The sequence below is a fragment of the Pararhizobium sp. LjRoot235 genome (assembly GCF_964254145.1).
Classification (GTDB): domain Bacteria; phylum Pseudomonadota; class Alphaproteobacteria; order Rhizobiales; family Rhizobiaceae; genus Pararhizobium.
On the sequence record NZ_CAXUSP020000001.1, the window covers coordinates 3,425,171 to 3,445,590 of the forward strand.

21 protein-coding genes are annotated in these 20,420 nt (G+C 60.7%); 11 read left to right on the top strand and 10 right to left on the bottom strand.

The window, feature by feature from the left end:
• The first annotated feature begins 114 nt into the window (after positions 1-114).
• Positions 115-810 (top strand): HAD family hydrolase, encoded by a 696-nt coding sequence (locus ACSQ2Z_RS16830; RefSeq protein WP_436082236.1) that lies wholly within the window; start codon positions 115-117, stop codon positions 808-810.
• Between the two features lie 201 nt (positions 811-1,011).
• Here the strand turns inward: ACSQ2Z_RS16830 and ACSQ2Z_RS16835 are convergent, their stop codons facing one another.
• Complete coding sequence (locus tag ACSQ2Z_RS16835) at positions 1,012-1,560, bottom strand: hypothetical protein (protein ID WP_436082237.1); 549 nt, start codon at positions 1,558-1,560, stop codon at positions 1,012-1,014.
• Positions 1,561-1,915: 355 nt separating this feature from the next.
• On the opposite strand from ACSQ2Z_RS16835, the gene thrC reads away from it, so the two are divergent.
• The 4 genes from thrC to ACSQ2Z_RS16855 all read left to right on the top strand — a co-directional run bounded on the left by thrC (position 1,916) and on the right by ACSQ2Z_RS16855 (position 8,252).
• On the top strand, positions 1,916-3,322 hold the full coding sequence (thrC, locus tag ACSQ2Z_RS16840; protein WP_436082238.1) for a threonine synthase: 1,407 nt from the start codon (positions 1,916-1,918) through the stop codon (positions 3,320-3,322).
• A 16-nt stretch (positions 3,323-3,338) separates the two neighbouring features.
• Positions 3,339-4,640 carry a M16 family metallopeptidase gene (locus ACSQ2Z_RS16845; protein ID WP_436082239.1) on the top strand — a complete coding sequence of 434 codons (1,302 nt, stop codon included), beginning with the start codon at positions 3,339-3,341 and terminating at the stop codon, positions 4,638-4,640.
• Between the two features lie 88 nt (positions 4,641-4,728).
• Positions 4,729-5,340: a GNAT family N-acetyltransferase gene (locus tag ACSQ2Z_RS16850; protein WP_436082240.1), complete on the top strand. Its 612-nt coding sequence runs from the start codon at positions 4,729-4,731 to the stop codon at positions 5,338-5,340.
• Positions 5,340-8,252: an EAL domain-containing protein gene (locus ACSQ2Z_RS16855; protein ID WP_436082241.1), complete on the top strand. Its 2,913-nt coding sequence runs from the start codon at positions 5,340-5,342 to the stop codon at positions 8,250-8,252. Before ACSQ2Z_RS16850 ends, ACSQ2Z_RS16855 begins: the two co-directional genes overlap by 1 nt.
• A 108-nt stretch (positions 8,253-8,360) precedes the next feature.
• Here the strand turns inward: ACSQ2Z_RS16855 and ACSQ2Z_RS16860 are convergent, their stop codons facing one another.
• Complete coding sequence (locus ACSQ2Z_RS16860; protein WP_436082242.1) at positions 8,361-9,440, bottom strand: zinc-binding metallopeptidase family protein; 1,080 nt, start codon at positions 9,438-9,440, stop codon at positions 8,361-8,363.
• Between the two features lie 355 nt (positions 9,441-9,795).
• Complete coding sequence (locus ACSQ2Z_RS16865; RefSeq protein ID WP_436082243.1) at positions 9,796-10,398, bottom strand: YqgE/AlgH family protein; 603 nt, start codon at positions 10,396-10,398, stop codon at positions 9,796-9,798.
• A gap of 159 nt (positions 10,399-10,557) precedes the next feature.
• Here ACSQ2Z_RS16865 and ACSQ2Z_RS16870 point away from each other — a divergent pair, with 159 nt between their 5' ends.
• Positions 10,558-11,403 (top strand): protein-disulfide reductase DsbD domain-containing protein, encoded by an 846-nt coding sequence (locus tag ACSQ2Z_RS16870; RefSeq protein WP_436082244.1) that lies wholly within the window; start codon positions 10,558-10,560, stop codon positions 11,401-11,403.
• A 94-nt stretch (positions 11,404-11,497) separates the two neighbouring features.
• On the top strand, positions 11,498-11,983 hold the full coding sequence (locus tag ACSQ2Z_RS16875) for a peroxiredoxin (RefSeq protein WP_436082245.1): 486 nt from the start codon (positions 11,498-11,500) through the stop codon (positions 11,981-11,983).
• A gap of 43 nt (positions 11,984-12,026) precedes the next feature.
• On the opposite strand, the gene ACSQ2Z_RS16880 is transcribed toward ACSQ2Z_RS16875, so the two are convergent.
• Entirely contained in the window at positions 12,027-12,785 is a 759-nt protein-coding gene (locus ACSQ2Z_RS16880; RefSeq protein ID WP_436082246.1) for an SDR family oxidoreductase, read from the bottom strand.
• Between the two features lie 86 nt (positions 12,786-12,871).
• Between ACSQ2Z_RS16880 and ACSQ2Z_RS16885 the strand changes: the two genes are divergently transcribed.
• A complete protein-coding gene (locus ACSQ2Z_RS16885) occupies positions 12,872-13,180 on the top strand; it encodes an ArsR/SmtB family transcription factor (RefSeq protein WP_436082247.1) in 309 nt (102 codons plus the stop codon).
• A gap of 57 nt (positions 13,181-13,237) precedes the next feature.
• Here the strand turns inward: ACSQ2Z_RS16885 and ACSQ2Z_RS16890 are convergent, their stop codons facing one another.
• Positions 13,238-13,717 (bottom strand): SRPBCC family protein, encoded by a 480-nt coding sequence (locus ACSQ2Z_RS16890; RefSeq protein WP_436082248.1) that lies wholly within the window; start codon positions 13,715-13,717, stop codon positions 13,238-13,240.
• The gene (locus tag ACSQ2Z_RS16895; RefSeq protein WP_436083111.1) at positions 13,714-14,058 is read right to left on the bottom strand and encodes an ArsR/SmtB family transcription factor; all 345 of its coding nucleotides are present in this window, start codon (positions 14,056-14,058) and stop codon (positions 13,714-13,716) included. The genes ACSQ2Z_RS16890 and ACSQ2Z_RS16895 overlap by 4 nt, the downstream gene beginning before the upstream one ends.
• 192 nt (positions 14,059-14,250) lie before the next feature.
• Between ACSQ2Z_RS16895 and ACSQ2Z_RS16900 the strand changes: the two genes are divergently transcribed.
• Together ACSQ2Z_RS16900 and ACSQ2Z_RS16905 are read left to right on the top strand one after the other, a co-directional pair.
• Positions 14,251-14,913: a peroxiredoxin gene (locus ACSQ2Z_RS16900; RefSeq protein ID WP_436082249.1), complete on the top strand. Its 663-nt coding sequence runs from the start codon at positions 14,251-14,253 to the stop codon at positions 14,911-14,913.
• Positions 14,914-14,959: 46 nt separating this feature from the next.
• Positions 14,960-15,997 carry an MBL fold metallo-hydrolase gene (locus ACSQ2Z_RS16905; RefSeq protein WP_436082250.1) on the top strand — a complete coding sequence of 346 codons (1,038 nt, stop codon included), beginning with the start codon at positions 14,960-14,962 and terminating at the stop codon, positions 15,995-15,997.
• Between the two features lie 21 nt (positions 15,998-16,018).
• Here ACSQ2Z_RS16905 and ACSQ2Z_RS16910 read toward each other — a convergent pair whose 3' ends face one another.
• Positions 16,019-16,681: a class I SAM-dependent methyltransferase gene (locus ACSQ2Z_RS16910; RefSeq protein ID WP_436082251.1), complete on the bottom strand. Its 663-nt coding sequence runs from the start codon at positions 16,679-16,681 to the stop codon at positions 16,019-16,021.
• Between the two features lie 174 nt (positions 16,682-16,855).
• On the opposite strand from ACSQ2Z_RS16910, the gene ACSQ2Z_RS16915 reads away from it, so the two are divergent.
• On the top strand, positions 16,856-17,725 hold the full coding sequence (locus ACSQ2Z_RS16915; RefSeq protein WP_436082252.1) for a DUF1194 domain-containing protein: 870 nt from the start codon (positions 16,856-16,858) through the stop codon (positions 17,723-17,725).
• A gap of 89 nt (positions 17,726-17,814) precedes the next feature.
• Here the strand turns inward: ACSQ2Z_RS16915 and rnhA are convergent, their stop codons facing one another.
• The 3 genes from rnhA to ispH form a co-directional block, all read right to left on the bottom strand.
• Entirely contained in the window at positions 17,815-18,258 is a 444-nt protein-coding gene (rnhA, locus tag ACSQ2Z_RS16920) for a ribonuclease HI (RefSeq protein WP_436082253.1), read from the bottom strand.
• Positions 18,255-19,235 carry a homoserine kinase gene (locus tag ACSQ2Z_RS16925; protein ID WP_436082254.1) on the bottom strand — a complete coding sequence of 327 codons (981 nt, stop codon included), beginning with the start codon at positions 19,233-19,235 and terminating at the stop codon, positions 18,255-18,257. Before ACSQ2Z_RS16925 ends, rnhA begins: the two co-directional genes overlap by 4 nt.
• A 177-nt stretch (positions 19,236-19,412) precedes the next feature.
• Positions 19,413-20,420, bottom strand: coding sequence for a 4-hydroxy-3-methylbut-2-enyl diphosphate reductase (gene ispH / locus ACSQ2Z_RS16930; RefSeq protein ID WP_436082255.1), 1,008 nt, complete (start codon positions 20,418-20,420; stop codon positions 19,413-19,415).

The following is a 20,420-nucleotide window of genomic DNA, read 5'->3' on the forward strand; positions in this document are numbered from 1 at the left end:
CCAAAATGCCCAATCCCGCCCTTCCTGCATGACAGCTTCCCATGCCGCGCGGTTGAGCTTTCGAGGCGTATCGTGTACATCGCCACGATCTCCTCCCCCAAAGGCCTTCCCGACATGAACAGCATTGATCTCATCATCTTCGACTGCGACGGCGTATTGGTCGACTCGGAAATCATCGCCAGCGAGGTCGAGGCGGAACTCCTGACCGAAGCCGGCTATCCGATCAGCACCGAGGAAATGGCCGAGCGTTTTGCCGGCATGACCTGGCACAACACGCTTCTTGCCATCGAGAAGGAAGCCGACATCCCGTTTTCGGCCCAGCTTCTCACAAAGAACGAGGCCATCCTCGACAAACGGCTGGCAAGCGACGTGCAGCTCATTGACGGCGTCAAGCCGGTGCTGGCACAGCTCACCCTGCCGCACTGCATCTGCTCCAACTCGACTTCGAAGCGTCTCTCGCTGATGCTCGGGAAGGTCGGCATCAAGGATCATTTCGGCACGCATATCTATTCGGCCCGCGATCTCGGCGAAGACAAGGTGAAGCCGAAGCCGGACATCTTCCTGCACGGCGCCAGGCAGTTCGGCATCGAGCCGTCTCGCGTGCTGGTGATCGAGGATTCCGTCCACGGCATCCATGGCGCCACCGCCGCCGGCATGCGCGTGGTCGGCTTCACCGGCGCGTCGCACAGCTACCCCTCGCATGCCGACAAGCTGACCGAGGCGGGTGCGGAGACCGTGATCTCGCGCATGAGCGCCCTGCCGGGCGTGATTGCCGCATTGTCGGAATGGTCGGAAACGCTGATCGCTTGATGACGGCATTCTCGCGCCGTTTCGAGAGTTGAGAGGCTGAAGGCCATCCCCTTCTCCGTCATCCTCGGTCAAGCCCGAGGATGACGGAGTTTGGAGTGCGGCTCCCGAAAATAGACGACTTCGAGCCCTGCGACGCTGACAACAAAAAGCCGGCACGAAAAAACCGTGCCGGCTCTCTTAATGCAGCAGCAAAAATCCGGTTTATTTCTTCTTCTTCACCGGACCTTCGTCGAAGCCGACATAGACCTTGGCAAAATCGCCGGCGCCGCCGGGCAGCGCGACGTTCGTCTTGGTGAAGATGAACTGGGTGGTGCCAACGCCGGCCGGAACTTCGACCGGATATTGCGTCAGTTCGGAATAGAGCGTGTTCTTGCCATCGGTCGCGGCGACGCGGATCGGCAGGGTGACGCTGCCGGCGCCGCCGGCGGGGCCGGCAACCACGCGGCCCTGGACGACGACGGTCATCACCAGCTGGCTTTCGTTCTGGACGCACTGGCGGGTCGTGTCGGCCAGCGACGCCTGGTAGACGATCTTGGTCGGATCATCCTTGGCGCCCTTGGCATAGGTGCGGTAGTTCGCCGTTCCGTCGAGCAAGTAGACCTGCGGGCAGGCGCCCTGGATGACGGCGGGCGTTGGTGCGGCCGCGCTGCCGCCGGCATCGATCGCTCCGCCGGTATCCGTTTTGTTGCAGCCTGCTATGACGACGAGAAGTGAAATTCCGAGAAGACGGCTGGAGATTTTACCAAACACCTGAGTTGACCCTCTGCCTTGCACAATTGATGTCGCGGGACAGGACTGACCGGAAAATAAGGATTTTTTCCGTCGCTTCCCCCTGCAACTCAGGCCTTTCAAGACCCTTGGCGATGGTCTATAGCAGCGACGCATCGAAAAATCGATTGGAGTCTCAAAGCGCAAGGTCAATTTTTCAGCACCCGTCAAAACGCGACGGGAGGCGGCTGGAAACGACCAACGGCGGAGCTGCAATGCGATATTTCCGTCGGCTTCGCCAAGGGCCGACGCAAAAAGAACCGCGATTTCCATCCGGTTCGAATAGGGTGCCGATCAATTCTCGCCGCATCCTCTGCGGCAACACAGACGACGAAGGATGGTCACGGTGAAGTATGTCTCGACGCGGGGCGAAGCCCCTTCGCTCAGTTTTTGCGATGCGCTTCTGGCGGGTCTTGCCCGCGATGGCGGCCTCTACGTGCCGAAGGAATGGCCGCGTTTTTCCAAGAAGGAAATCCGGGCGCTGCGCGGCAAATCCTATCAGGAGATAGCCTTCACCGTTCTTTCGCCCTTCGTTGACGGCGAAATCCCCGACGACAAGTTCAAGGCGATGATCGACGAGGCCTATGCCACGTTCCGTCACCCGGCAATCGCGCCGCTCGTCCAGACGGGGCCGAACGCCTTCATCATGGAACTGTTCCACGGCTCGACGCTGGCCTTCAAGGACGTCGCCATGCAGCTGCTCGGGCGGCTGATGGATCATGTCCTTACCGAGCGAAACCAGCGTGCCACCATCGTCGGAGCGACTTCCGGCGATACCGGCGGTGCCGCGATCGATGCCTTTGCCGGACGCGACCGCGCGGACATCTTCATCCTGTTTCCGCATGGCAAGGTCTCGCCGGTGCAGCAGCACCAGATGACGACCTCGAAGGCTACCAACGTGCATGCGCTGGCGATCAAGGGCAATTTCGACGACTGCCAGAACCTCGTCAAAGCCATGTTCAACGACGTTGCCTTCCGCGATCGCGTGGCGCTTTCCGGCGTCAACTCGATCAATTGGGCGCGCATCATGGCCCAGATCGTCTACTACTTCACCACCGCCCTTGTGCTCGGCGGGCCGGACCGCAAAATCTCCTTCACCGTTCCCACAGGCAATTTCGGCGATATCTTTGCCGGCTACGTCGCCATGCAGATGGGACTGCCGATCGACAAGCTGATCGTCGCCACCAATGAGAACGATATCCTCGCCCGCACGCTGAAGACCGGCCGCTACGAGATGCGCGACGTCAAGGCGACCACCTCGCCTTCGATGGACATCCAGATCTCCTCGAATTTCGAGCGGCTGCTATTCGAAGCCTATGATCGCGACGCTTCCAAGGTGCGCGGCGCCATGGCGAGCCTGGGGCAGTCCGGCGCCTTCGAGATCGAGGAAAAGGCGCTGAAGACCATCCGCAAGGTGTTCCGCGCCGGCCGTGCGACCGAAAAAGACGTCGCCAAGACCATCCGCTCGACGCTCGAGGCAACCGGCTATCTTCTCGACCCGCATACGGCGATCGGCGTTTTCGTCGCCGGCAAGCATGAAAAGCCGAATACGCCGATGGTGACGCTTTCAACCGCCCATCCGGCAAAATTCCCGGCCGCAGTAAAATCGGCCAGTGGTATTGACCCGGCGCTTCCAACGTGGCTTGCTGATCTGATGGTCAGGGAGGAGCGTTTCGATATTCTGGAGCCGGAACTGAAAATCGTTGAAAACTTCATCAGCGAGCACGCCCGCATTCGGAGCTAAGGACGCAGAAAGACGTATGATGAAAGTTGAGTGCACCCGGCTCCAATCCGGGTTGACCGTCGTCACCGAGAACATGCCGCATCTTGAAAGCGTGGCACTCGGTGTCTGGATCAAATCCGGTTCACGCGATGAAACCACGGACGAGCACGGAATTGCCCATCTGCTGGAACATATGGCATTCAAGGGCACAGCGCGGCGAACCGCCCGCGAAATTGCCGAGCAGATCGAAAATGTCGGCGGCGAAGTCAACGCAGCGACTTCAACGGAAACCACGTCCTATTACGCCCGCATCCTGCAGGACGATGTTCCGCTCGCCGTCGATATCCTTGCCGACATCCTGACGGAATCTTCCTTCGAGGAAGAGGAGCTGCAGCGCGAAAAACATGTGATCCTGCAGGAGATCGGCGCCGCCAACGACACGCCCGACGACGTCGTCTTCGACAAGTTCGCCGAAGCCGCCTTTATCAACCAGACGATCGGCCGCCCGATCCTCGGCACGCCGGAAACGGTTCTTTCCTTCACGCCGCAACAGATCCGCACCTATCTCGGCCGCAACTACACCACCGACCGCATGTTCGTCGTCGGGGCTGGTGCGCTTGATCATGATAGTTTTGTGCGGCAGGTTGAAGACCGCTTTTCGAGCCTTCCGCAAAAGCCGGCCACAGCGCCGGTTACCGATGCCGCCCGCTATACCGGCGGTGACGTGCGCGAGGATCGCGACCTGATGGACGCGCAGGTCCTGCTCGGTTTCGAAGGCAAGGCCTATCACGCGCGCGATTTCTACTGTTCGCAGATTCTCGCCAATATCCTTGGCGGCGGCATGTCTTCGCGCCTCTTCCAGGAAGTACGTGAGCATCGTGGTCTCTGCTATTCGGTCTATGCCTTCCACTGGGGCTTTTCCGACACCGGCATCTTCGGCGTTCATGCCGCCACCGGCGGTGAAAACCTGCCGGAACTGATGCCGGTCATCATCGATGAACTGCGCAAGTCGTCGATGAAGATCGAGCAGCAGGAAATCGACCGCGCCCGCGCCCAGATCCGCGCCCAGCTTCTGATGGGCCAGGAAAGCCCTGCGGCCCGCGCCGGCCAGATCGCTCGTCAGATGATGCTCTACGGCCGGCCGATCCCGAACGAGGAACTGATGGAGCGCCTGTCCGGCATTACCATCGAGCGCCTGACGGATCTTGCAGGGCGGCTGTTCTTCGACACGGCCCCGACGCTTTCGGCGATCGGACCGGTCGAAAAGCTGGCGCCGATGGACGACATTCTCGGCGCACTTTCCAACAAGACCGTTCAAGCTCGCGCCGCCAACGGTTAATTCTTATTTTGAAGGGCGACCTCCGGGCGTTCTTCGAGCGCCCGGCACTCTCGCATCACGGCAACACTTACGCCCTGCGGAGGCTTATATGACACGATCGGTCTTTCGGTTTCTGTCACGGCAGCCGGACCCGGTCGAGATTGCCAATGCCGCGTATTTGCTGCGTTTGCCGAAGACATCCGACTACCGGCAATGGTATCGGCTGCGCAGCGAAAGCCGCGCCTTTCTCGAGCCGTGGGAGCCGACCTGGCGCGCCGACGAGATGACCGAGAGCGCTTTTCGCAACCGCGTCATTCGTAACGAGCAGGAATTTGCCTCCGGCCAGGCCGTGCCGCTGTTCGTTTTCCTGCGCGCCGAGGACCAACTGATCGGCGGGCTGACCATCGGCTATATCCGCCGTGGAGCCGCCCAGTGCTGCATGATCGGCTACTGGATGGGCGAGCGATATGCCGGCAACGGCCATATGGCGCAGGCCGTCAAACTGGCTATTCCCTACATCTTTTCGACCCTTCAGTTGCACCGTATCGAAGCAGCCTGTATTCCCGAGAACCACAGAAGCATCCGGCTCCTTGAAAAGGCCGGGTTTAAGCGCGAAGGCTATTTGCGGGAATACCTGAAAATCAACGGGCAATGGCGGGATCACTTGATGTTTTCCCTTCTCTCGCAGGACTGCGTGCAACCTAAGAATTTGAGTGATTGATGTCTTTGAACTGCCTGCCGCTTCACCCCTCAGCACGAAGGCTTCTGGCGCTTCTGGCCGCCGTGATGGCCATGATCTGCCTGATGGGTAGCGGCGCGGCGTTTGCCACGGAGCCCGTCAAGATTTCGCGCGAGGACACGGCGCTCGACCTGACGGCGACGACGGAAATCTATACGGGCCGTGGCGAAGCCTTCCAGGTCTCGACCGCCCCCGGCACGGACGGTATCGTCCGGCGCATCGAGGTGCGATCGAGTGCCGAGAACCACCAGGGCGACTGGGCCGTTTTCGCGCTCGCCAATGTTTCGGAAGAGCAGCTGGAACGCGTCATCGTCGCGCCGCATTTCCGTTTGGTGAATTCCAAACTGTTCTGGCCGGACCTCGGTTCGCAGCGCATCCTCTCGATCACCCCGAGCGAAGGCTTTGCGCTCGACCGGCAGCCGAGCGACGAAGCGGACGTCTTTCGCATCACGCTGAACCCGGGCTCGGTCATCACCTTCGTTGCCGAACTGGCGGGACCAGACCTGCCGCAGATCTATCTCTGGCAGCCGGACGCCTACAAGGACACGGTCAACGCCTTTACCCTCTACCGCGGCATCGTGCTGGGTATTGCCGGCCTGCTTGCAGTGTTCCTGACGATCCTCTTCGTCGTCAAGGGAACCTCGATGCTGCCGGCGACAGCCGCACTTGCCTGGGCGGTGCTCGGCTATATCTGCGTCGATTTCGGTTTCCTGTCGAAGCTGATCAGCATTACCGCGGGCGATGAACGCGTATGGCGGGCGGGAACGGAGGTGTTTCTCGCCGCCGGCCTCGTCATCTTCCTGTTCACCTATCTCAACCTCAACCGCTGGCACCAGCATCTGAGCTATGCGACGCTCGCCTGGATCCTCGGTCTCGGCCTCCTGTTCGGCGTCGCCATCTACGACCCGGCGATCGCATCGGGCATCGCGCGGCTCTCCTTCGCGCTGACCGGCACCTGCGGCATCGTGCTCATCGCCTATCTCGGCTTCAATCGCTACGACCGCGCCATCCTGCTCGTGCCGGCCTGGCTCCTGATCCTCGTCTGGCTGTTCGGCGCGTGGCTGACCGTCACCGGCCAACTTGCCAATGACATCGTCCAGCCTGCACTCGGCGGCGGCCTGGTGCTGATCGTGCTGCTGATCGGCTTCACGGTGATGCAGCACGCCTTTGCCGGCGGCGCCTATAGCCAGGGTCTGTTCTCCGACCTCGAGCGCCAGTCGCTGGCCCTGACGGGCTCGGGCGACACCGTCTGGGACTGGGACGTGGCGCGCGATCGCGTCGTCACCATTCCCGACATCTCGGCGCAACTCGGGCTCTCGCCCGGCACCATGCACGGCGCTGCGCGCAACTGGCTGCCGCGCCTGCACCCCGACGACCGCGACCGGTTCCGCGCAACACTCGACGTGCTGCTGGAGCATCGCAAGGGGCGGCTCAATCACGAATTCCGCGTTCGCGCCGAGGACGGACATTACCACTGGCTATCGATCCGCGCCCGGCCGGTGCTTGGCGCCAATGGCGAAATCATCCGCTGCGTCGGCACCATCGTCGATATCACCGAACAGAAGAACTCCGTCGATCGCCTGCTGCACAACGCGCTGCACGACAATCTGACGGGATTGCCGAACCGTCACATCTTCCTCGACCGGCTGCAATCCATCCTGTCGCTGGCGCCGGGCTCAAGCGTTGTCCGGCCGACCGTGCTGACGATCGATATCGACCGCTACAAGCAGGTCAATGACGTGCTCGGCATCGCCGCTGGCGACAACATCCTGATCGCGCTGACCCGCCGCCTGCGCCGGCTGATGAAGCCGCAGGACACGCTGGCCCGCCTCGGCGGCGACGAGTTCGGCCTGATCCTGATATCCGAGCGCGATCCCGCCAAGGTCGCCGATTTCGCCGATGCGGTTTCCAAGGCGATCATGGTGCCGCTCAATTTCGGCAATCGCGAAATCAACCTCACCGCCTCGATCGGCCTCGTTTCCTGGGTTGATCAGCAGGAAAATGCCGCCGGGCTGCTCGACGATGCCGAGCTTGCGATGTTCCGGGCCAAAAAGGCGGGCGGCAACCGCGTCGAACCCTTCCGTCCGGCCTTCCGCGCCTCCGGCACCGATCGCCTGCAGCTGGAAAACGACCTGCGCCGCGCCATCGAGCGCAAGGAACTAAGCCTCGTCTATCAGCCGATCGTGCGCCTGGTGGATGCCGAGATTGCCGGGTTCGAAGCCCTGATGCGCTGGGAGCATCCGAAACGCGGCAGCATCTCGCCATCGGAGTTCATCCCGATCGCCGAAGGCTCCGATCTCATCAACCAGCTCGGCATGTTCGCCTTCGAGAAGGCGACCAGCGACCTGACCGAATGGCAGCTGCAAACCGGTGACCTGCCGATCTTCGTTTCCGTCAACCTGTCGAGCGCGCAACTGCTCAACAACGACCTGCATGATGATGTCCGGGCGGTCTTGAACAAGAACCACTGCGATCCAAGGAAGGTGAAGGTGGAACTCACCGAAAGCCTCGTGATGGAAAACCCGGAGCAGGCCCGTCTCGTGCTGGAGAAGCTCAAGGATTCCGGCCTGAAACTGGCCCTCGACGACTTCGGCACCGGCCATTCCTCGCTTGCCTATCTCACCCGCTTCCCCTTCGATACGATCAAGATCGACAAGGCGCTGGTCAAGGATCCGAGCGACAAGCGCGCGATCCTGCTCCGCTCCGTCATCACCATGGCGCGCGAACTCGACATGCAGGTCGTCGCCGAAGGCATCGAATCCGAGGAAGATGCCATTCAGTTGGCCCAGATGGGCTGCGATTTCGGCCAGAGCTTCCTCTTCGGCCCGCCGATCGGCTCGGAATCGATCCTGCGGCTGTTGAAGGAACGCTTTCCGCTGATGAAGCGGGCGTAACTCGTAGGCAGTAGGCAGTAGGCCGTAGGCCGTAGGCATTAGAATATCGCGGCCTTGGCCTGGAAGGCGACAGCTATTGCCTATTGCCTATTGCCTATTGCCTATTGCCTATTGCCATTGCCTATTGCCTGCCCGCGCTATCAGCCGGTTGATAAAATCCAGCTTCTGCACCACCGGCGGCGAGAGCACGAAAGGGTAGCTGTCGGGCTGGCCCATGCTGCGCTGGATGCTGTTCAGCGCCATGCTCAAGGGGATCCAGGCATCGACCAGCGCCTGGGCGCTCGCGGCACCACGATAGGGATCGAAATCGACCTCTGCCGCCATGCCCTGGTGGCGGCGCGGATCGGTAGACAAGCCGAAGGAATGCGCCGTTTCCAGCGCATCGACGATGTGGAAAAAATGTGCCCAGCATTCGGCGAAATCTTCTGCCGGATGGGCGCTGGCGTAGGTACTGATGAAACTGGCCTGCCAGTCTGCCGGAGGCCCCTCCTCATAATTGCGGCGAAGCGCCTCCGCGTAATCCGTCCGCTCGTCCCCGAACAACTGCCGGGCTTCGTTCAGCGTCTGGTCGTCACGGACAAGCTGCGCCCAATAGAAGTGGCCGATCTCGTGGCGGAAATGGCCGAGCAGCGTGCGGTAGGGCTCGTTCATCGACACACGCACGCTTTCGCGCGTGGCATCATTGGCTTCCGCCGCGCGCAGGCTGATCAGGCCGTCTTCATGACCGGTGATGGCCGGCACCAGATTGCCATAGGCATCAACCTCGTCGGCGAGAAAATCGAAGACAAGCCCGGCCTGCGGGTCAACGTCACGGCCCGGCCGCGGCAGATTCCAGCGCAACAGGGAATAAAACAGATGCCGCTGCGCCTGGCCGATCTTCTGCCAGCGCGCCAGCCCTTCCGGGTTATCGGTGACCGGCACGATGCGGTTGTAGCGGCAAGCCTGGCAATAGGCATGATTGTCATTGGTGGAGATCAGCCAGTTGCATGTATCGTGGGCTGCATTGGCGCAGAACCGGACGTCGGCCTCCTGGCGCGCCGGCAGCTGCCACAGGTCGCCACCTGCCGGCATCAGCGCCTGCATCGCCATGGCCTCCGGCAGGAAGCCGAGCCGAGAGCCACAGTTGATACAGACACGATTGTCGAAATGGACCGGGTTTCCGCAATTGCCGCATTCGTAAAGTCTCATGAAAGACGTCCGTCCAGTGGTGGGCATGGAATGTCGAAGACATCGAATGCCCTATTCAAAAAAACAAAACACACACCCCCAAAGGAATGCCCGCCGGCGCGAAGCACAGCGGGCATCGGCGCTAAAATCTTCCATCCAGTTGAACCCGTCAGGACAGTCGATCCGCGCACCTTGAAGCTGTCCCGGCTTTATAACACGCCAGGACAACAAACCGGACTACACGCGGTCGCCCTTCACGGCGCCTTGACCGCCGGGAATTCTTGTCGGCGAGGACAAGCGTCATGTCCTTGCGTTCAGGAAACGGTGGGCACATGAAATTGTTCCGGCAAAAAACCAAAGCGGAAAAATCGGCCGGTCAGGCGTGGCCGGCATCCGGGGAGAGCATGGCTGGAGAAACGCCCATCAGCGCCAGCGCCCGATCATATTTGTCGCCGAGATCGCGGTCGAAGATCAGTTCCTCGCTCGCCGGGCAATTCAGCCAGCCATTGCTGGCGATCTCGCTTTCCAGCTGGCCGGCACCCCAGCCGGCATAACCCAGCATCATCATCGCCTTGGACGGCCCCTCGCCGCGCGAGATGGCCCGCACGATATCGAGCGTCGCCGTCAGGCAGATGTCATCGCTGACCGGAATGCTGGATTCGCTCAGGTAGTCGTCGGAATGCAGGACGAAGCCGCGGCCGGTTTCAACAGGCCCGCCGGTCTGGATCTGGAAATTGCGGGTGAGCGGCGGCAAACGGATGGCTTCGGCCTGATCGATGATCTGCAGGTGAAGAAGCACATCCGGAAAGGTCAGTTGCTGCGGACGGTTGAGCACGAAACCCATGGCGCCGTCACTGGAATGGGCGCAGACGAAGATGACCGTGCGGGCAAAATTGCTGTCGAACATGCCGGGCATGGCGATCAGGAACTGACCGTCTAGCAAACCGCGCTCGCGTTTCTTCTGGAAAGTCGCCATCATGGTATCAGCCTTGTGGGTCGAATGAAAAATTTTCCACCCTCGTCTCTGGTTTTGAGGCTTTTCCCGGGTTTCCCCGTTTCGCTCCCATCAAGAGAAAATGATCGGAGGTGAAAGCGGGCATCTTTAAACCACACGCCAAAACCGGTAAGCCTCATCCACATGAAACATTATCGTCTCCTAGAGAATGTGACTCATTTGGCGGCGCTGGCAAGCCTTGCCGGATATTTTTTTATTGCGTTCAGTGCGGACGCCGCGCAGAGCGACTGGGCGCATTCGGAAGGTGGCGCTATCCGCATCGTGGCTGGCAGGCCGCAGCCGGACGGGACGATCCCGGCCATCCTCGACATCCGCCTGAAACCCGGCTGGAAGACCTATTGGCAAGCCCCCGGGGCAAGCGGCATCCCGCCGCAAGTGAGCATCGACCCGAAGGATGGCATCTCCTTTTCCGGCATGCGCTTTCCGGCACCGAAGAGCTTCGGCGACGGTGTGGGGCAGTACACCGGCTATGATAAATCCGTGGCTTTTCCGCTCCTATTGAAGAGCAAGAAGAGCGGCGACCTGTTTCTCAAGGCCTCGGTTTTCCTCGGCATCTGCCAGGACATCTGCATCCCCGTCCAGGCCGAGCTTAGCCTTTCGCTGATCGAAGGTGCCGCGGACAATCCGCTCGACAAGGCGCGGATTGACGATGCCGTTGCCGCCTTGCCGGCGCAACCCTCCGAGACGTTCAAGGTCAGGGCCGCGTCCTTCGATGCCGCCGGCAAGCGCCTTCGTCTCTCGCTGGTGATGCCCGGCGCGTCAGCCGAAACACCGCCCGAACTCTTCCTCGCCGGCCCGCCCGGCTACAGCTTCGGCAAGCCCGAAAACATCGGAGTCGCAAACGGCGCGCTTACGGCGGATGTTCCGGTGCGGGTTCCGGCAAAAGGCGGCGCGCTGAAGAGCGGATCGGTCCTGCTCGTCGTCCGGTCCGGCGAGCGCAGCATGGAAACCCCGCTTGCCTTTGACTGAGGCAATTCTATATTCCTTCCCGACCCAACGGAGCGCCCGATCCAACGGAGCGACTGCGCTTTTGCCTTTCCGAAAAGCCTCAAGGAGTAAGACCGTGACAATTTCTGTCGGAGACAAGCTGCCTGCCGCCACCTTCAAGGAAAAGACCGCCGACGGCCCGGTCGAGATCACCACCGATCAGCTGTTTGCCGGCAGGAAGGTCGTGCTGTTCGCGGTTCCCGGCGCCTTCACGCCGACCTGCTCGCTCAATCACCTGCCCGGCTATCTGGAAAACCGCGATGCGATCCTGGCCCGCGGCATCGACGACATCGCGGTCGTCGCCGTCAACGACCTGCATGTCATGGGCGCCTGGGCGACCGCATCCGGCGGCATCGGCAAGATCCACTTCCTCTCCGACTGGAACGCCGCCTTCACCAAGGCACTCGGCATGGACATCGACCTCTCCGCCGCCACGCTCGGAGTGCGCTCGAAGCGCTATTCGATGCTGGTGGAAGACGGCGTCGTGAAGACGCTGAACGTCGAGGAAAGCCCCGGCCAGGCAACCGTCTCGGCCGCCGCGGCCATGCTGGAACAGATCTGAGGCAAAACGGCCGACTCCGGCATCGGAGCCGGCCGTTTTCAGTTCATATCTGGGTCATACCGCCATCGACGCTCAGTTCGATGCCGTTGACATAGCCGGCATCAGCCGAGGCGAGAAACGTAATCGTGGTCGCGATCTCTTCCGGCTGAGCGACGTAGCCAAGGGGCACTGCCTGTTCGGCATGGCTGTGCAGTGCGGCGATCTGCTCTTCGTCCATCTTCAGGCCGTTTTCCAGGATTGGCGTGCGCGTCAAACCGGGGCTGACGGCGTTGACGCGGATTTTTCGCTCCTTGAGATCATTGGCAAGCGTTCGGGCAAAGGAGCGCACAGCCGCCTTCGATGCATTGTAGAGGCTGAGTTCCGCCATCCCCTTGTTGGCAACGATCGAGGCGTTGAGTACGACGGCCCCGCCATCCGGAACGAGCGGCAGTAGGGTCTGGACGGTGAAAAACAGGCCTTTGACGTTGATATCGAAGGTCTTGTCGAATTCGGCTTCGGTCGTTGCGCCGAAGCTGTTCTTTTCCGCTATGCCGGCGTTGGCGAAAAGCACATCGACATTGTCGCCGCGCTCCTCGATTTCCGCCTTGAGCTTCTCGATATCGCCGATTTTCGAGACATCCGAGACCACCGGAACGGCACGCTCGCCGAGTGCCTCCACCGCGGCATCGAGGCTTTTGCGGGTGCGCCCGGTGATATAGACGCGCCTTGCCCCTTCTTTCAGAAAGGCACTCGCCGTCGCCAGACCGATACCGGTCGAGCCACCCGTTACAACCACCACCTGATCATCAAATCTCTTCGTCATAAACAGTCCTTCCTTATTTCCGTATTACGGTATTTCGACATTACCGAAATATTGAAGTCTGTCAATCGATGTGTTATCTGCGGTGGATGAGCCAGTTCTTTCATCCGTCGCGAGACGACATAACCCTAACAGGCGTCATGACCGCGCTCGGAGACCCGACGCGGCTGGCGATCGTAAAGACGCTCTATTGTTCAGCGGACGGCAGGAATTGCGGCGAAGCGGCAGCACCTTTTCCCGACATGGCACGTTCGACCCTTTCGGGCCACTTTCGGGTCCTGCGGGAATCAGGCGTTATTCAGACCACCAAGAAGGGTGTCGAGAATATCAACGTGGTCCGCCTCGATGATCTCGAAGCCCGCTTTCCGGGGCTTTTGGCAAAGATCATGTCCTATTGACGACCTGGCCGGAGCGGCGCCCAAAATAAAGCACGAGCGCCGCCGGCCCGCCGACCCTCAGACCGCGCGGTGTTCGACGAGTTTGGCAAGCTGCTCAATGACGGTGCCCCAGCCGTCGTAGAAGCCCATTTCCGCGTGCATGTTCCGGTCCGCATTGTTCCTGTGCATCACGTGGGCGGTATAATCCGTGCCGTCCGGATGGTCCTGCAGTGTGATAATCGCCGTCATGAACGGCTGTTCGGCAGGCCGCCATCCGCCGACCAGCGCATTGGTAAAGACGATCCGCTCGCCATTGGCGATGTCGAGGAAGCAGGCGTCCAGATGCGGCGTGAAGTCGCCGCCGTGCTCGCTCATGCGGGTGACGAACGCGCCGCCGGGGCGCATCTCCATGTCCACGACCTTGCATCTGGCCGGCGCCGGTATCCACCATTGTTCAAAGCTGGCGGGATCGGTCCAGGCGCTCCAGACGAGCGAACGCGGTGCCCTGATGACGCGCGAAATCGTCAGGTCGAGATCGGCATTGAAAGATCGGGTCATTGGGTTTCTCCCTTCTTTTGAGCGGCGATGACAAACTGCTCAAGCCTGTCTGTGCGGCCCTCCCAGAGGGCGCGCTGTTCGGTGAGCCACGCTTCGACCGCGGCAAACTGCTTCTTCTCGATGACGCAGGTCCTGACGCGGCCTTCCTTGCGCGTCCGGATCAAACCGCTGCCTTCAAGAAAATGGATGTGTTTCATGAACGATGGCAAAGTCATCTCGAACGGCCTTGCGAGATCGCTGATGCTTGCCGGCCCCCGGCCCAGCCGCGCCAGCACAGCGCGCCGGGTTGGGTCGGCCAGCGCCTGAAAAATGCCGTCAAGTCGATCTGAATACTGTTCCATAAGGCTAAGTATCATCACAACACACTTAGCGCAAGAGCTAAGTATGTGGTGTGCGGATCGGGTTTTGGTAACGGCGGCTGGAAAAGGTAGGCGCCGTGTCCGATATTTCGCTTTTCCTGATTTATCAAAAGGAGCAAACTGCGCGCCGTGGATGCTTTTGGTGAGCATCTCCTCAAAGCTATGGGGGGTATCGTGACACTTGCAATCAATGATCTCGCGCCGGATTTCACGGCAACGACCACTGAAGGGGACATAAGGTTCCACGACTGGATTGGCGATTCCTGGGCGGTGCTTTTCTCGCATCCCAAGGATTTTACGCCGGTCTGCACCACCGAGCTGGGATACATGGCCCGGATCAAGCCCGAATTCGACAGGCGTGGCGTCAAGATCATCGGCCTGTCGGTCGATCCGCTGGACCGTCATTCCGGGTGGGTGAAGGACATCGAGGAAACACAAGGGTTCGCGCCGAACTTCCCGATGATTGCCGACACGGACTACACCGTGTCGAAGCTCTATGGCATGCTGCCGGCCGCGATATCCGGCGATCCGACCCAGCGCACTCCGGCCGACAATCAGACCGTGCGCAACGTCTTTGTCATCGGACCGGACAAGAAGATCAAGCTGATCCTCGTCTATCCGATGACCACCGGCCGCAATTTTGACGAGGTGCTGCGCGTGATCGACTCGCTGCAACTCACCGCCAAACACAAGGTCGCCACGCCGGTAAACTGGAAGCAGGGTGACGACGTAATCATCGCCGGCTCGGTCACGGACGAGGACGCGAAGAAGCAATACCCGCAAGGCTGGCGCGCGCCCAAACCCTATATCCGGATCGTGCCGCAGCCGCAGGAATAGCGTCGATGCTCCGCGCCGACCGAAGAGATGCGCAAAGGAGCCGGTGATGATCTTCCGTCAGCTGTTCGACAGCGTTTCCGGCACCTATACCTATCTCATTGCCAGCCGGCATGGAGGCGAGGCGCTGATCATCGACCCGGTGCTGGAAAAGGTCGACCGCTACCTGCAGCTGGTGCGCGAGCTCGATCTCAAGCTGGTCAAGGCCGTCGATACGCATCTGCACGCCGATCACATCACCGGGCTCGGCGCGCTGCGTGACCGCACCCACTGCATCACGGTGATGGGCGAGCAGACGCAGGCCGATGTGGTCTCGATGCGCGTGGCCGAAGGCGACCGCGTCGCGATCGAGGGCCTGAGCCTCGACGTGCTCTATACGCCCGGCCATACGGATGATTCCTATTCCTTCCTGCTGGGCGGGCGTGTCTTCACCGGTGACACGCTGCTCATTCGCGGTACCGGGCGCACCGATTTCCAGAACGGCGACCCGCGCCAGCAATATGATTCGATCTTCAACAGGCTGCTCAAACTGCCGGACGAAACGCTTGTCTTTCCGGCCCACGACTACAAGGGCGATACCGTCTCGACCATCGGCGAGGAGAAACGGTTCAACCCGCGGCTCAGGGTTCGATCAGTCGACGAGTATGTCGACATCATGAACAATCTCAACCTGCCGAACCCGAAGATGATGGATGTGGCCGTGCCGGCCAACATCCATGTCGGCCTTCACCAGGAGGAGATCGCGCGAAAGGGCTGGGCCGTTTCGGCGGCCGAGGCAGTGGCGCTCAGCGGCCGCCCCGACATTGCGATCGTCGACCTGCGCGAGAAGGCCGAACGGGAAAAGCATGGAACCATTCCGGGCGCGCTGCATGCGCCCTATCCGGAGCTGCAGGAAAACATCGGTGCGGGCGGCATGCTGCATGAACTGGCGGCAGCCACCGGCAAGCGGATCGTCTTCTATTGCGCCTTCGGCGAGCGTTCGGCGATGGCGGTCGAGGCCGCGCAGGATGCCGGCCTGACGAGCGCCTGCCACATCGAGGGCGGCATCGACGCCTGGAAGAAGGCGAACGGGCCAGTGGTCCGATAAGCAGAAAAGCAGCGGTCTCCCTCAACCCGGAAGCTTGAGGTCTCTTATGCCAAGGCGTTCAGGCTCCGCGACCTTTTCGAAAGTGCTGAATTGGAATTTCTGCACGGATCCCCATGGGGTTGTGTGTTGATGGCGCCGCGTTGCAGCGAGCTTGAACTGTTCGCCAAGAACGGCCCGCAGGCTTTCCGCATCGTAGCGAGCAACAGGCAAGCCGCTGCATTTCTCCGGTCCGTCCGGCGCAAAGGTGCCGATCACGGCCTTGCCACCGTCCTTGAGAGCCTGCACCAGCACGCGAACATAGGCCTGTTGATCCTCCACCGCCGTCAGGAAATGAAAGGCGGCGCGGTCGTGCCAAAGGTCATACCGGCGGTCGGGCGTCCATGCGGTCACATCCGATACGACCCACTGCACCCGATCGGCATTTGCCAATCTGGCTTTCGCCGTCTTGAGCGCGGCGGCCGACAGATCAAGGACCGTGACATGGGCCTGACCAGACGCCTCCAAAGCATCCACCAGCCGCGACGTGCCGCCGCCGATATCGATAACGGACATTTCCGGCGTCAACCCAGCTTCGCGCAACAGGGCGAGCGATAGGTCGGGCGTGTCCTCAAACCAACTGACGTCGGTCTCAGCCTTGGTCGTGTAAACATCTTCCCAATGCGTTTGCCGGTCGATGGCGATCATGACATCATCTCTTCCCACAAAACCTCCACAGCGGCTCTCGCGAAACTTCGGACCTATGTTAACCTGCTTCAGTCGGAACGACTACCGAGAGTGATGCGCGATGGACGCCTCGCCGGCGCGACTGAGTGGCTACTGCATAATTCCTTAAATCGAAATCGATTTAAGGATAAAATTATGCAGCAGTTTCAAAGTGCTACAGCGTCCTTTGCGCGTCAGGTTGACGTGCGGCGCTGTAGGTGGATTGCCGCAATGAAACCGTTATGGGCGCTTTTTGTTTCCTTCTGTCTTCTGGGGGGAAACGCGTCCGCTGAACAATATCCTGTTGATCTGGAACTGGTTATTGCCGTTGATGTCTCTTACTCAATGGAAATCGATGAACAGCGTATCCAACGAAAAGGCTACGTGGACGCATTCCGCAGGCCGGAGATCGTCAAAGCCGTACGGAGCGGAGCGCGCGGCAGCATTGCGGTCACCTATATCGAGTGGGGCGGCTCGGCTGTCCAAGTCGTGCCCTGGACGCTAATTGACGGCCGGGAGACCGCGGCTCAGTTTTCTGAAGCGTTGCGCCAACAGCCGATCAGGCGCATCTCCTTCACGTCGATCTCCAACGCGCTTGCGTTTGCCCGAAAGCTCTTTCAAACCAGCCCATTTCGAGGGGGCCGGCGCGTGATCGATGTATCCGGCGACGGACCCAACAATGCCGGGGTCCCGGCGCCTGTCGGCAGAAATACGACCATCGCTCAGGGCATCGTCATTGACGGCCTTCCGATTATGTTGAAGACCGCGCCGGATTCGGCATCAATCCCGGACCTCGATGTCTATTATCAGGAATGCGTCATCGGCGGAGGTGGGGCATTTTTGTTGAAGGTCAAGGATGTGTCCCAATTTGCCGAAGCTATCCTGCGCAAGCTCGTCATTGAGATTTCCGGATTGGAGGTCAGCGGCCCTCCGCAGCGCCAAACGGGGCTGGTGAAGGTTGAATATCCTCAGCCCTATAATTGTTTTATCGGCGAAGAGATGCAGGAGCGTTCCATTGGAAAATAGCCCGGTCTCACTTCGGCCATCTACAGCGCCGCGCGTCAAACATGACGCGCAAGGGACGCTGTAGCAGGGTGAAATCCTCCACCCTACCCTCACCGCTTCTTCTTGAACGGCTCCATGCCCTTGCGGGCGAGTTCGTCGGCGCGTTCGTTTTCCGGGTGGCCGGCATGCCCCCTCACCCAATGCCAGGTGACCTTGTGGCGCTGGTTGGCGGCATCGAGCGCCTGCCAGAGTTCGCCGTTCTTCACCGGCTTCTTCTCGCCCGTTTTCCAACCGTTCCGCTTCCAGCCATGGATCCATTTGCCGATGCCGTCCATGACATATTTGCTGTCGGTGTAGAGATCGACCTCGCAGGGCTGCTTCAGCGTGTTGAGCGCCGTGATCGCGGCCAGAAGCTCCATGCGGTTGTTGGTGGTGTCGGGCTCGCCGCCGCACAGGTCCTTCTCGACTTCGCCATAGCGCAGCACCGCGCCCCAACCGCCCGGTCCGGGGTTGCCGGAGCAGGCGCCGTCGGTGAAGATATCGACATGTTTCATGCGGGCCGGGCCTCTTCAGTCAGGCCATATTCGGCTGCAGTTGCAACAGAGCGATGGAACTGCAGTTTCTTCAGATATTCGAGCGGGTCCTTCTTCACCACCAGGGCCCCAGGTGGCGTCGTCAGCCAGTCGTAGAGCCTGGTCAGGAAAAAGCGCAGCGCCGAGCCGCGCGCGAGAAGGGGCAGAGCCTCAATCTCGGCTGCTGTCAGCGGCCGCACGCTCTGGTAACCGGACAAGAGCGCCATGCCCTTGGTCATGTTGAAGGCGCCGTCCTTTTCGAAGCACCAGGCGTTCAAGCAGACGGAGACGTCATAGGCGAGGAAATCGTTGCAGGCGAAATAGAAATCGATCAGGCCGGAGAGCGTTTTGCCGAGGAAAAAGACATTGTCCGGGAACAGATCGGCGTGGATGACGCCCTCCGGCAGGTCCTTCGGCCAATTGGCTTCGAGGAAATCGAGCTCGGCGGCGATCTCGGCCTTGAGGCCCGGCTGCACCTCGTCGGCGCGGTCGCGCGAATTGTTCCACAGCGGCCGCCAGCCATCGACCGACAGGGCATTGCGGCGGCGGATCTCGAAGCCCTCGGCCGCCACGTGCATCGCCGCTAAGGCCTTGCCGACCTCGCGGCAATGATTGGCGTCAGGCTTGCGCAGCCACATGCCTTCGAGAAACGAGATGACAGCAGCCGGCCGGCCGGAAAGTTCGCCGAGCAGTTTACCGTCGGCGCGCGGCAAAGGTAGCGGGCAGGACAGGCCCTTGTCCGCCAGATGGTGCATCAGTCCCAGGAAGAACGGCAGGTCGTCTTGGTCCACGCGCTTTTCGTAAAGCGTCAGGATGTAGGCGCCCTTGGCGGTGTGCAGCAGGAAATTGGTATTTTCCACGCCCTCGGCAATGCCCTTGTATGACGTCAGCATGCCGACGTCATAGGCAGTCAGAAAACGGGAAAGGTCGTCTTCCGTGATGTCGGTGTAAACTGCCAAGTCTGTTCTCGCGGTTGTAAGTGTTGAAATTGTTCAGCCGGGATATGGATCCTCGGGCCAGGCCCGAGGATGACGGAGAGAGGGAGCAATCGCAACGGCGACAGCAGGCTTCAGAATGGCAGGAAACCCAAGGTCGTCATCCCAGGGCCGAGGACCAACGCCACTGCCCTCATACCTCTAATCTCCATTCACGAACGCCATGTCCTGCGCCGTCAGCGGCACGTGGCGAAGCTCGCGGTTGACGAGGAAGTTCTCGGTTTCCTCGACCGTATCGGCAAGCTCAACCGAAGCATCGTAGCGCTCGCGAAAAGCCTCGATGATTTCGTTGACGATGACTTCCGGCGCCGACGCACCGGCCGACAGGCCGACGCTGGAGATATCGCCGATGTCATCCCAGTCGATTTCCGAGGCGCGCTGGACAAGCACCGATTTCCTTGCACCGGCCCGAAGCGCAACCTCGACCAGCCGCTTGGAATTGGACGAATTCGGCGCACCGACGACAAGGAAGAGGTCGCAGCCGGGAGCAGCCTGCTTCACTGCTTCCTGGCGATTTGTCGTGGCATAGCAGATCGAATCGGCGGCGGGTGCCGTCAGATTGGGAAAACGCTCATGCAGCCGCTTGATGACGCCGGCCGTGTCATCGACCGACAGCGTCGTCTGGGTGACGAAGCCGAGATTGTCCGGATCCGACGGCACGTAATTGTCCGCGTCCTCGATGGTCTCGATCAGCGAAACGGCACCTTCCGGCAATTGCCCCATGGTGCCGATAACTTCCGGGTGACCGGCATGGCCGATCAGCACGACGTGCCGGCCGAGGCGCTGGTGACGCATGGCCTGCTTGTGGACCTTGGAAACCAGCGGACACGTGGCATCGAGATAAAACAGATTGCGGCTCTCTGCATCGGCGGGCACCGACTTCGGTACACCATGAGCGGAGAACACCACCGGCTGCTTGCGATGTTCTTCGGGAATCTCGTCGAGTTCCTCGACGAAGATTGCGCCCTTGGCTTCCAGACCCTCGACGACATAGCGGTTGTGAACGATCTCGTGGCGGACATAGACCGGTGCGCCGTATTCCTTCAGCGCCAGAACGACGATCTGGATCGCCCGGTCGACGCCGGCGCAAAAGCCGCGCGGACCGCAGAGGCGAATGGTGATCGGTTTCTTTGCTAAGGAGGATGCCAT